This window comes from Pantoea sp. X-Soil-ISGK-355, assembly GCF_059730805.1.
The window spans coordinates 3,998,977-4,011,149 of sequence record NZ_AP035971.1; the positions used below are offsets into that span (position 1 = coordinate 3,998,977).

Annotated in this window: 11 protein-coding genes; 4 read left to right on the forward strand and 7 right to left on the reverse strand. The window is 53.1% G+C overall.

Annotated features, from left to right (window positions below; all coding sequences use genetic code 11):
• Positions 1-50 precede the first annotated feature (50 nt).
• The 4 genes from dtd to typA form a co-directional block, all read right to left on the reverse strand.
• The gene (gene dtd / locus AC6I8J_RS18475; RefSeq protein ID WP_161732911.1) at positions 51-488 is read right to left on the reverse strand and encodes a D-aminoacyl-tRNA deacylase; all 438 of its coding nucleotides are present in this window, start codon (positions 486-488) and stop codon (positions 51-53) included.
• Positions 485-1,354 carry a virulence factor BrkB family protein gene (locus AC6I8J_RS18480; RefSeq protein WP_161732909.1) on the reverse strand — a complete coding sequence of 290 codons (870 nt, stop codon included), beginning with the start codon at positions 1,352-1,354 and terminating at the stop codon, positions 485-487. Before AC6I8J_RS18480 ends, dtd begins: the two co-directional genes overlap by 4 nt.
• A gap of 3 nt (positions 1,355-1,357) precedes the next feature.
• Entirely contained in the window at positions 1,358-1,954 is a 597-nt protein-coding gene (yihX, locus tag AC6I8J_RS18485) for a glucose-1-phosphatase (protein WP_497825623.1), read from the reverse strand.
• A gap of 198 nt (positions 1,955-2,152) precedes the next feature.
• Entirely contained in the window at positions 2,153-3,976 is a 1,824-nt protein-coding gene (typA, locus tag AC6I8J_RS18490) for a ribosome-dependent GTPase TypA (RefSeq protein ID WP_033734551.1), read from the reverse strand.
• 437 nt (positions 3,977-4,413) lie between these two features.
• Between typA and glnA the strand changes: the two genes are divergently transcribed.
• From glnA to glnG, 3 genes are all read left to right on the forward strand, one after another.
• The gene (gene glnA, locus AC6I8J_RS18495; protein WP_013359533.1) at positions 4,414-5,823 is read left to right on the forward strand and encodes a glutamate--ammonia ligase; all 1,410 of its coding nucleotides are present in this window, start codon (positions 4,414-4,416) and stop codon (positions 5,821-5,823) included.
• 138 nt (positions 5,824-5,961) lie between these two features.
• Positions 5,962-7,011, forward strand: a complete 1,050-nt coding sequence (glnL, locus tag AC6I8J_RS18500; protein ID WP_013359534.1) for a nitrogen regulation protein NR(II) — start codon at positions 5,962-5,964, stop codon at positions 7,009-7,011.
• 7 nt (positions 7,012-7,018) lie between these two features.
• Complete coding sequence (glnG, locus tag AC6I8J_RS18505) at positions 7,019-8,428, forward strand: nitrogen regulation protein NR(I) (protein WP_010258440.1); 1,410 nt, start codon at positions 7,019-7,021, stop codon at positions 8,426-8,428.
• Between the two features lie 40 nt (positions 8,429-8,468).
• Here the strand turns inward: glnG and hemN are convergent, their stop codons facing one another.
• Positions 8,469-9,842 (reverse strand): oxygen-independent coproporphyrinogen III oxidase, encoded by a 1,374-nt coding sequence (gene hemN, locus AC6I8J_RS18510; protein WP_440829973.1) that lies wholly within the window; start codon positions 9,840-9,842, stop codon positions 8,469-8,471.
• A 233-nt stretch (positions 9,843-10,075) separates the two neighbouring features.
• On the reverse strand, positions 10,076-10,600 hold the full coding sequence (gene yihI / locus AC6I8J_RS18515) for a Der GTPase-activating protein YihI (protein ID WP_161732904.1): 525 nt from the start codon (positions 10,598-10,600) through the stop codon (positions 10,076-10,078).
• A 549-nt stretch (positions 10,601-11,149) separates the two neighbouring features.
• On the opposite strand from yihI, the gene yihA reads away from it, so the two are divergent.
• Positions 11,150-11,785, forward strand: a complete 636-nt coding sequence (yihA, locus tag AC6I8J_RS18520) for a ribosome biogenesis GTP-binding protein YihA/YsxC (RefSeq protein WP_497825624.1) — start codon at positions 11,150-11,152, stop codon at positions 11,783-11,785.
• An 85-nt stretch (positions 11,786-11,870) separates the two neighbouring features.
• Here yihA and spfP read toward each other — a convergent pair whose 3' ends face one another.
• Positions 11,871-11,918, reverse strand: coding sequence for a small protein SpfP (gene spfP / locus AC6I8J_RS18525; protein WP_071892919.1), 48 nt, complete (start codon positions 11,916-11,918; stop codon positions 11,871-11,873).
• Between the last annotated feature and the right edge of the window lie 255 nt (positions 11,919-12,173).

The window sequence follows — 12,173 nt, forward strand, 5'->3', positions numbered from 1 at the left end:
TTTCTCCCGCTCGGCCAGGTGGCCTGTTCCCTGCCGCTCCGCTTGCGATCTCAAACCTGTAACCAGAACGTCACAGGACCATCATTCACCAGCGAGACCTGCATATCCGCAGCAAAACGGCCATTTGCCGTGGTCATGCCCTGCTGACGACAGCATTCGCTGAAGTATTCATACAGGCGTTCGGCCTCAGCAGGCTCCGCACCGCCTGAAAAGGAGGGGCGCATCCCTTTTTGCGTATCTGCGGCCAGCGTAAACTGCGATACCACCAGCACGCTTCCGCCCGCCTGGCGGACACTCAGGTTCATTTTGCCCTGTTCATCACTAAAGATGCGATAGCCCAGTACGCGTTCTGCGAGACGTTCCGCACGCGCGTTGTCATCACCCTTTTCCACGCCCAGCAAAACCAGTAAACCGGCACCGATTTCGCCGATAACGTTCTGATCGACGCTGACGCTGGCGCGCTGCACGCGTTGGATCAATGCAATCATGTTTCCTCGCGTTGTTCTTCTTTGTGCTGCTGTTTTAACTGCCGATAGTCGGCTAACGCGACGGTAATTTCAGCGCCTAACAACACAATACACCAGGTCCAGTAGACCCAGAGAAACAGAATCGGGATCACGGCCAGTACGCCGTAGATCAGCTGATAAGAGGGGAACATAGTAACATAGAGCGCAAAGCCCTTTTTACCCAGCTCAAACAGCGCACCTGCAACCAGCGCGCCAATCAGCGCATCGCGTGGCGGTACCCGCTGGGTAGGCACAATGCTGTAGAGCAACCAGAAGGCGAGCCACGACAGCAGAAGCGGGAAAATGCGCAGCATCTGATCGACCAGGCTGGTGACGCCGGTCGCATTAATCCAGCGCAGTGACAGCAGATAGGAGCTGATCGCCAGGCTGGCACCCGCCAGCAGCGGGCCGAGCGTCAGAATCATCCAGTAGACCGCAAAGGAGTAAACCATTGGCCGCTTCTTGTTGCTGCGCCAGATGGTATTTAACGCGGTATCAACCGAATGCATCAGCAGTAAGGCCGTCACGATCAGGCCGACAGCCCCGACCGCCGTCATCCGGTTTACGTTAGCCACAAACTGCTCAAGATAGCGTTGCAACGTGTTGCCTGCAGCCGGCATCAGATTGTTAAAGACAAACTGTTTCAACTGCACGCTGATATCAGAGAAGACCGGGAACGCCGCAAACAGGGCAAACACCACCGCAATCAGCGGAACCAGCGCCAGCAATGAGACATAAGCCAGATTACCGGCCTGAGTCGTCATGCCATCCTCATCAATGCGTTTCCATAACAGCCTGAGCCACAACCAGAACGCATGCAGCCCGGGACGAAATTTACCTGACATCATGGGTTAAGATTGACCTGCAAACCAGTCACGTACCGTTTTACTGTCAGTAACCAGTACACTTTCAATGCCCAGGGCGCGCGCCGCCTCAATGTTATCCGGGTTATCGTCGAAAAACACCGTTTGATCGGCAGTCACACCCTCCGCGTCCAGCACATGCTGATAAATCCGGGCTTCCGGTTTACGCATACCCAGCTCCTGCGAGAGATAGAGTTTGTCTGCCGCCTGCTGTACGTCGGGATACTGCGTCGGCCAGAATTCGCAATGCAGCTTATTCGTGTTAGAGAGGATCACCACCCGATGACCTTCAAGTCGCAGCCGGTTCATCAGCGCCAGGGTTTCAGGACGTACGTCCACGAAGACCGCCTGCCAGCCAGCAGTAAACTGTTCATAACTCAGCGCGATTTCCAGCTTTTCACACAGTGCAAGCGCGAAGTTTTCGTCGCTGAGCTCACCACGTTCGTGTTGTTCAAACGCTTCGTCCATCTGGAAATGGCTTTGCAGCGAGGCCAGTGGCACACGGCTAAGGTCACTCCAGACACCCAGCACGCGGTTAAAGTCGATATCAATAATCACATTGCCCAAATCAAAGATATACAGCATGGTGTGTCTCCTTCTGTTCCCTGGAGTATTCACTCTAGCGGCAAAAGTGCAGGCTGAACAGGCACGCGTGGAGAGAAAAGCGTAAACGCCAGAAGATGGATAAAACGCACCCAAATATTTACTGGCCCGACTGAAGAAGCCGGAATTTCAGGCAAAAAAAAGCCCCGCATGCGGGGCTTTTATCAGTTAAAGGCGCATTTATGCGTCTTTAGGACCACGTGAAGCACGTTTACGGTCGTTTTCCGTCAGGTGACGTTTACGGATACGCACTGACAGCGGTGTTACTTCAACCAGTTCGTCATCATCGATGAACTCGATCGCCTGTTCCAGCGTCATTTTCTGCGGTGGAACCAGTGTCGTTGCTTCATCAGTACCGGAAGCACGCATGTTGGTCAGCTTCTTACCGGTCAGACAGTTTACGGTCAGGTCGTTAGAACGGCTGTGAATACCGATGATCTGGCCTTCATAGACTTCTGCACCGTGACCCAGGAACAGCTTACCGCGATCCTGCAGACCGAACAGAGCGAACGCTACGGCTTTACCCTGACCGTTAGAGATCAGTACGCCGTTCTGACGCTGGCCCACTTCACCTGGACGGATATCGTCGTAGTGGCTGAAGGTAGAGTAGAGCAGACCGGTACCGGACGTCATGGTCATGAATTCGTTACGGAAGCCAATCAGGCCACGGCTTGGGATCACGTAGTCGAGACGTACGCGGCCTTTGCCATCCGGATCCATGTTTTTCAGATCGCCTTTACGCTCACCCATGGCTTGCATAACGGAACCCTGATGCGTTTCTTCGATATCCAGCGTGACGTTCTCAAATGGCTCCTGTTTACGGCCTTCGAATTCGCGGAAGATAACTTTCGGACGGGATACCGCCAGTTCGAAACCTTCACGACGCATGTTTTCGATCAGAACTGACAGGTGCAGCTCACCACGACCTGATACGCGGAAGGCGTCAGAATCTTCAGTTTCTTCAACACGCAATGCCACGTTGTGAACCAGTTCTTTGTTCAGACGCTCAAGGATCTGACGTGAAGTCACGTATTTACCTTCTTTACCGCAGAACGGTGAGGTGTTGACGTTAAAGAACATGGTTACGGTTGGTTCATCGACGCTCAGGGCTGGCAGCGCTTCCACATTCTGCGTGTCACAGATAGTGTCAGAGATGTTCAGCTCGCCCAGACCGGTGATAGCAATGATATCGCCCGCTTCTGCCAGGTCGCTGTCGATACGCTCAAGACCCAGATGAGTCAGGACTTTACCGACTTTAGCGTTACGGGTTTTGCCTTCGCTATCGATGATAGTGACTTGCTGGTTAGGCTTAACTTTACCGCGCTTGATACGGCCGATGCCGATCACGCCCAGGTAGTTGTTGTAGTCCAGCTGAGAGATTTGCATCTGCAGTGGGGCATCAGCCTCAACCTGCGGAGGCGCAACGTGGTCAACGATCGCCTGATACAGCGGGGTCATATCGTCAGCCATGTCGGTGTGCTCAAGACCCGCAATACCATTCAGCGCAGAGGCGAAAATGATAGGGAAGTCGAGCTGCTCGTCAGTGGCATCCAGGTTTACGAACAGGTCAAATACCTGATCCACAACCCAATCCGGACGCGCACCCGGGCGGTCTACTTTGTTGATAACCACAATCGGCTTCAGACCATGCGCGAACGCTTTTTTGGTCACGAAGCGGGTTTGCGGCATAGGGCCATCCATCGCATCTACAACCAGCAGCACCGAGTCCACCATGGACATGACGCGCTCAACTTCACCACCGAAGTCGGCGTGTCCTGGGGTATCAACGATGTTGATACGGTAGTCATTCCACTTAATGGCGGTGTTTTTTGCGAGGATGGTAATCCCACGCTCTTTCTCCAAATCATTGGAGTCCATCACGCGCTCGGTTGCTTCGGTACGGGCATCAAAAGTACCGGATTGTTGCAGCAGTTTGTCAACCAGGGTGGTCTTTCCATGGTCAACGTGCGCGATGATGGCGATGTTACGCAAATTTTCGATCACAGCTTTGCCTCAGGCATTAGAAATAGCGCGGTATTGTACACGGATTAAGCGGAAGACTGAACAGGATCACACTTTTCACTGAAAGTTTATTGCATCGACGCAAATTTGCCCTGTTCCCGGTGCAGAAAATGCACTAAGTTGGTCCTGTGCACCAAAATAGTGCTATCAAATCACTGTTAAGCACCATAATGGTGCGCTAAGACCATCGTGGTGCAGGCGCTTTATGACAAAAAGGTGCATCACAAGGCGATTTAAGCAACATCAAAAAAGTTGGCACAGAATTCGCTTTGTCTGATACAAGCGTAAACGCCAGTCAGATGTCGGTTGAAGAGCGTGCCGGAAGAGATGAGTCAGGGAGTGGTTTTCCCAAACGCATTCCGGAAACGACGTTTCCTCGCCATGTAGATAATGAAAGACCATTTCCAGGAGAGTTGAGTATGTCCGCTGAACACGTTCTCTCGATGATGAACGAGCATGAAGTTAAGTTTGTTGACCTGCGTTTTACCGATACCAAAGGTAAAGAACAGCACGTTACGATCCCTGCTCACCAGGTTAACGCTGACTTCTTCGAAGAAGGCAAAATGTTCGATGGTTCGTCTATTGGCGGCTGGAAAGGCATTAACGAATCAGACATGGTGCTGATGCCTGACGCCACCACGGCAGTCATGGATCCTTTCTTCGAAGATTCTACGCTGATCATCCGTTGTGACATTCTTGAGCCAGGCACCATGCAGGGCTACGATCGCGATCCACGCTCTATCGCCAAGCGCGCTGAAGATTACCTGCGCTCTTCCGGCATCGCGGACACCGTGCTGTTTGGACCAGAACCCGAATTCTTCCTGTTCGATGACATCCGTTTCGGTTCATCAACGTCCGGCTCACATGTGGCTATCGACGATATCGAAGCGGCATGGAACACAGGTAAAGAGTACGAAGGCGGTAACAAAGGTCACCGTCCAGGTCTGAAAGGCGGCTACTTCCCGGTTCCACCGGTTGACTCATCCCAGGACATCCGTTCTGCCATGTGTCTGACCATGGAGCAGATGGGCCTGGTTGTTGAAGCGCATCACCACGAAGTGGCGACCGCAGGTCAGAACGAAGTGGCAACCCGCTTCAATACCATGACCAAAAAAGCGGACGAAATTCAGATCTACAAATATGTCGTTCACAACGTTGCGCACGCTTACGGCAAAACGGCGACCTTCATGCCGAAGCCAATGTTTGGCGACAACGGTTCAGGCATGCACTGCCACATGTCACTCTCTAAAGGCGGCCAGAACCTGTTTGCCGGCGATAAGTACGGCGGCCTGTCTGAAATGGCGCTGTTCTATATCGGCGGTATCATCAAGCACGCGAAAGCGATCAACGCCCTGGCGAACCCGACAACCAACTCTTACAAGCGTCTGGTCCCGGGTTATGAAGCACCGGTTATGCTGGCTTACTCTGCCCGTAACCGTTCTGCCTCAATCCGTATCCCGGTTGTTGCCAGCCCGAAAGCCCGTCGTATTGAAGCGCGCTTCCCGGATCCAGCAGCTAACCCATACCTGGCGTTCACCGCGCTGCTGATGGCTGGCCTGGATGGCATCATCAACAAAATCCATCCTGGTGACGCGATGGATAAGAACCTGTATGACCTGCCACCGGAAGAAGAAGCTGAGATTCCAAAAGTTGCAGGCTCTCTGGAAGAAGCGCTGAATGCACTGAACGAAGACCGCGAGTTCCTGACCCGTGGCGGTGTATTCACAGACGAATCGATCGATGCTTACATCGAACTGCGTAAAGCCGAGATGGATCGCGTTCGCATGACGCCACACCCGGTTGAGTTCGAGCTTTACTACAGCGTTTAACTGGTCAGACGTTTTTGTTGCCGTGGAAACTTTTAGCCCATCTTCGGATGGGCTTTTTTCTCCGCGAATTCACCGTTCATTCGCCCTCTTTTCGGCTTAAAGACTAAAATGCACCTGACTGGTGCAGAGGAACGTTGTATGGCAACTGGCTCTCTGCCCGATGCAGGGCAGATTCTCAACGCGTTAATCAACAGTATTTTGTTAGTGGATAACGATCTGGTTATTCATTACGCCAATCCGGCGGCGCAGCAATTACTGGCGCAAAGCTCACGCAAATTGTTCGGCACACCATTACCGGAATTAACCGGCTACTTTTCGCTGAATATTGAGGTGATGCGCGAGAGTCTTGAAGCTGGCCAGGGATTTACTGACAGTGAGGTCACGCTGGTGGTAGATGGTCGCGCACATATTATGTCGCTGACCGCCCAGCGGTTACCCGATGGCTTAATTTTGATGGAAATGGCGCCGATGGATAATCAGCGTCGCCTCAGTCAGGAGCAGTTACAGCATGCGCAGCAGGTGGCTGCTCGCGACCTGGTTCGCGGTCTGGCCCATGAGATTAAAAATCCGCTGGGCGGATTACGCGGCGCGGCACAGCTTCTATCCCGCGCCCTGCCCGATCCGTCACTAAATGAATACACCAAAGTGATTATTGAACAGGCCGACCGGTTGCGAAATCTGGTGGATCGTCTGTTAGGACCGCAGCAGCCAGGCATGCACATCACGCAGAGCATTCATCAGGTGGCCGAACGGGTGGTCAATCTGGTGTCGATGGAGCTGCCGGAGAATGTTTCGCTGGTACGGGATTACGACCCCAGCCTGCCGGAACTGCCGCATGACCCTGACCAGATAGAACAGGTGCTGCTTAACGTGGTTCGCAACGCACTTCAGGCGCTGGGCGACGACGGTGGCACCATTGTTATCCGCACCCGCACCGCTTTTCAGTTGACGCTGCACGGCACGCGTTATCGCCTGGTGGCACGTATTGATATTGAAGATGATGGCCCCGGCATTCCGGCCCAGCTGCAGGATACGCTGTTTTATCCGATGGTCAGCGGACGTGAAGGCGGAACCGGTTTAGGCCTCTCCATCGCCCGTAGCCTGATTGATCAACATTCAGGAAAAATAGAATTTAACAGTTGGCCGGGACACACCGAATTTTCGGTTTACCTGCCTATTCGCCAGTGAGGTTTCTATGCAACGAGGGATAGTCTGGATCGTCGATGACGATAGCTCCATCCGCTGGGTGCTTGAACGCGCGCTCACTGGAGCCGGTTTGAGCTGCGCGACGTTTGACAGCGCAAGCGAGGTGCTGGATGCCCTCTCAACCAAGACCCCGGACGTTTTACTGTCAGATATTCGCATGCCCGGTATGGATGGCCTGGCGCTGCTGAAACAGATTAAACAGCGTCATCCGATGCTTCCGGTCATCATAATGACGGCGCATTCGGATCTGGACGCAGCCGTCAGCGCTTATCAGCAGGGTGCCTTTGATTACCTGCCTAAACCGTTTGATATCGATGAAGCCGTTGCGCTGGTCGAGCGTGCTATCAGTCACTATCAGGAGCAGCAGCAGCCGCGTAATCAGCCTGTCAGCGGACCCACCACCGATATCATTGGTGAAGCGCCGGCGATGCAGGATGTGTTTCGTATCATCGGCCGGTTATCGCGCTCGTCGATCAGTGTGCTGATCAACGGCGAATCCGGTACCGGTAAAGAGCTGGTAGCTCATGCGCTGCATCGCCACAGTCCGCGTACCAAAGCGCCTTTTATTGCGCTGAACATGGCGGCGATTCCCAAAGATTTGATTGAGTCCGAACTGTTCGGTCACGAGAAAGGTGCCTTTACCGGCGCAAACCAGATCCGTCAGGGCCGTTTTGAGCAGGCGGATGGCGGCACGCTGTTTCTGGATGAGATCGGTGATATGCCGCTGGATGTGCAGACCCGTCTGCTGCGCGTGCTGGCCGATGGTCAGTTCTATCGCGTTGGTGGCTATGCACCGGTCAAAGTGGATGTGCGTATTATCGCGGCGACCCACCAGAATCTGGAATTACGCGTACAGGAAGGCAAGTTCCGTGAGGATCTTTTTCACCGCCTGAATGTGATTCGCGTGCATCTGCCACCGCTGCGTGAGCGTCGTGAGGACATCCCGCGTCTGGCACGTTACTTCCTGCAGGTGGCGGCCCGAGAGCTGGGAGTGGAAGCGAAGATTCTGCATCCGGAAACCGAGACCGCCTTAACCCGGCTTCACTGGTCCGGTAACGTCCGTCAGCTGGAGAACACCTGTCGCTGGCTGACCGTGATGGCGGCGGGCCAGGAAGTACTGATTCAGGATCTGCCCGGGGAACTGTTTGAATCCAGTACCCCGGAAAATCCGGTGCAGTCGCTGCCTGACAGCTGGGCAACCCTGCTGGCACAGTGGGCCGACCGCGCCCTGCGTTCCGGTCATCAGAATCTGCTGTCAGAAGCCCAGCCAGAGATGGAGCGTACGCTGCTCACTACTGCGCTGCGTCATACGCAAGGCCATAAGCAGGAAGCAGCACGTCTGCTGGGCTGGGGACGAAACACGCTGACGCGCAAGCTGAAAGAGCTTGGCATGGAATAAGCGGTTCAGTACGGGCTGGAGTGGTTGCCAGCCCGTTTCTTCAGATAACGCGTGAGAACTGCTGCTGACGCGCTTTCTGACGCAGATAACGATCAAAACACATGCAGATATTACGAATCAGTAAGCGGCCAATCCCCGTCACCTCCAGCCCGCCAGCCGTTTGTACTACCAGCCCGTCGGCAATTAACGGTTTCAGCAACGCCAGATCCTCAGCAAAATAGTCGCTGAAGCAGATTCCCCATTGCGCTTCTGTCGCGGCAAAATCCAGCGAGAAGTTACAGATCAGCGTTTTAATCACGTCACGACGCAGGCAATCATCGTCGGTTAAGGCGATGCCGCGCCACAGGCCATTCCCCTGCTGTTCAACACTCTTGTACCAGGTGTTGAGGTCTTTCTGGTTCTGCGCATAACTGTCGCCAATCATGCTGATGGCTGAAACGCCAAGCCCCAGCAAATCGCTGTCGCCCTGTGTCGTGTATCCCTGAAAATTGCGATGCAGCTGCCCTTTTCGCTGCGCGATGGCCAGCTCATCCTGCGGCTTTGCAAAGTGATCCATCCCGATAAACTGGTAGCCCTGCTGAGTCAGCGTCGCGATGGTCTGCTGTAAGATATCCAGCTTTTGCTGAGCAGATGGCAGTTCGTCCTCTTTGATTTTACGCTGTGCCGCGAACATCGCTGGCAGATGCGCATAGTTAAACACGCTAAGGCGATCGGGATTGAGTGCCAGTACCCGCTCCAGCGTCCAGGCAAAGCTGGCTGGCGACTGCAGGGGTAAGCCATAGATCAGGTCGATGCTGACAGAGCTGAAGCCCTGTTCACGGGCGCGCGCCATCAGGCCAAAAATTACCTCTTCGTCCTGCACCCGGTTAACCCGTTCCTGCACCGATTTATTGAAGTCCTGTACTCCCATGCTCAGACGATTGAATCCCAGCGATCGCAGGTGATCAATCACATCCAGCTCTATTTCCCGGGGATCAACTTCGATCGACATTTCGGCCTCATCAGCCACGCTGAAATGCTGCTTGAGCAAACCCACCAGCCGCGAAATCTGCGCATTGTCGAGAAAGGTTGGCGTGCCGCCGCCCCAGTGAAGCTGCGTGACCTGACGCTGACGAAATAGCGGCGCACGCTGAATAATCTCCTGCTCAAGCACATCCAGATAACGGTCCGCTTTGTGGCGCTGACGGGTCACAATCTTATTACAGCCGCAGAAGTAGCAGAGACGATGGCAGAAGGGAATATGGACGTAGAGCGAGAGCGGACGATCAGGGTAGCGCGTCACGGCTCGCTGAAAATCGCCTTGTGCATAGTGCTCGCTGAACTCCAGCGCGGTGGGATAAGAGGTGTAACGCGGGCCGGCATAATTGTACTTTTCAATTAACGCCTGATCCCACTCAATCTGCTGCGATGGCATGCTCACTCCTTCCGGTGACGTCGTCTGAGAGAAGGTCGCGAAGAAGAGGAGATGAAAGGTGAGCGGGTCGAGACCCGACGTAAACGTTGCTTCAGCCGCGACAGGCGTCGTAGTTTAAACAATAACCACAGCAGATAACATGTCGCCAGTAGCGCGAAAATTGATCCAGGCCAAAACATTGTTGTTTACCTGATAAGTACGGCACGCGGAAACCGCATGCCGATCAAATCTGCTTAGTTGCCCTTCAGCAGACGGTACATATCTTCTTCAGCCTGCTCATCGTCGGCATCATCCATCACAATGCCTAACTGCTCCATCAGTTCGTCGATACGGTCCAGCGAAGCATCCAGCCAGCCCTGATCTTCTGCCGACAGCGTTTCGCCATTTTCCAGACGATCCAGCAGCGCATCCAGACGCTCGTCATTTTCCAGCTTCGCCAGCTCTTCTTCGGGTGTCAGACGCACTTTCTTCTCAGATGCCGGTTTTGCCACGCTTTTCTTTGGTTTAACGGCTGCGGTTTTCCCCTCAGCAATCAGAGCTACCGGTTTTTTACTTCCGATACGCGGATCTTTTACGCTGCTCTCCTGGCGTCCGCCGTTGCTTTCGGACGCAGCCGGATTAGCACGGCTGCCAGATGCGTGTCCGCGATGCTTTTTATCACGTTTGCGATCGCGTGCTTCATGGTTGATATCGTCACGCGATTTGCGTTTGGCTTTGACGGCAGGTTTGCCGTTAGCAGCTCGTGCAGGTTGCTTCATAGTATTCAGTCCCGGCTTTTTTATTCAGTATAGAATTGCGGCGAAATCTAGCAGAAACCAGGCAAAGAAAAAAGGCGACAGCTCAAGCTGTCGCCTTATTTCATACCTTCGTAAGAAGGAATCATGTTTTAAGTCCTTTTCGGCTCGTAACATCCCGGTTAATCCCGCGCCTGCTCAACTCCTGAGCTTTTCCTTATCCCTGTCTGGCCGTATCCCTGACCGTTTCCATTCCACCGCTCTTTGCCTTCCTGACATCCCTGAGCGCATCATCCTGATGTGTGCTGCCGTTCACTGCACAATAATGTAGACCAACTGGTAAAAGCCTCAAGTCGATGGCAAAAATAGTTAGTTCAAAAAAAGAACAATAAAAGTCAAAACCATGAATTTTAATGCTTTTTATTTTTAGTAATTAAAGTAAAAAGCGAAATAACCCGCAGCCTGAATGGCAAATCTCTTACACACTTTGTTATCGAGATGTGATTGAGCACTTTCGCGCCATAACGCGTATAATCGCCGCCATTGCCTTAATGCGTTTTCTGGAGTGTTACCTTGTCTGAATTGAATTATCACGTTACCCACTTTGTCATGAGCGCGCCGGATATCCGTCATCTGCCTGCCGATACCGGAATTGAAGTGGCTTTTGCTGGCCGTTCGAACGCGGGAAAATCGAGTGCGCTGAATACGTTAACCAATCAGAAGGGTCTGGCACGTACCAGTAAAACGCCGGGACGTACGCAGCTGATTAACCTTTTCGAAGTGAAAGAGGGTAAGCGTCTGGTCGACCTGCCCGGTTACGGTTATGCCGAAGTGCCGGAAGAGATGAAGCTCAAGTGGCAACGTGCGTTAGGGGAATACCTGCAAAAACGTCAGGCATTGAAAGGACTGGTCGTGTTGATGGATATCCGTCACCCGCTGAAAGACCTTGATCGACAGATGATTCAGTGGTCAGTGGAAAGCGGTATTCCGGTGCTGTTACTTCTGACTAAAGCAGACAAACTGGCCTCAGGTGCCCGTAAAGCGCAGCTCAATGTCGTGCGTGAAGCTGCACTCGCATTCGCTGGTGATGTGCAGGTAGAGCTCTTCTCCTCGCTGAAGAAAATCGGCGTGGATAAGGTTCGTCAGAAGCTGGACAGCTGGTTTAATACGCTTGAACCGGCGGTTGAGGATCCGGACGGGGAAGAGTAACTGGCAACCCGGTGCCGCTGAAGCTGGCGGTGCAAAAAGCCCAATAAAAAACGCCCCAGTCACAGAATGACTGGGGCGGCTAAATTCAGCCAAATCCGATTACGTGAAGTAAAAGGTCTGAAAGATAGAACATCTTACCTCTGTACCCTACGCGACGAACTTTACCTGATTTTCTGTGCGTGACAAAGGCTTTTTTGTTGCTTACTTACATCAGGCAGGACTTTTTTTACCATACACATCACAAAAATAGCGTTGCGATGTAGTTAAATAACGAAAAAAGTGTTTAGCCGATAAGCAGTTATAAAAACGCTTAATCTCAGTACCAGCGCTGGCCGGTCTAAACCAGGGAATTAAACGATTTACTTATACCTGATTAAGGGTCGATTCC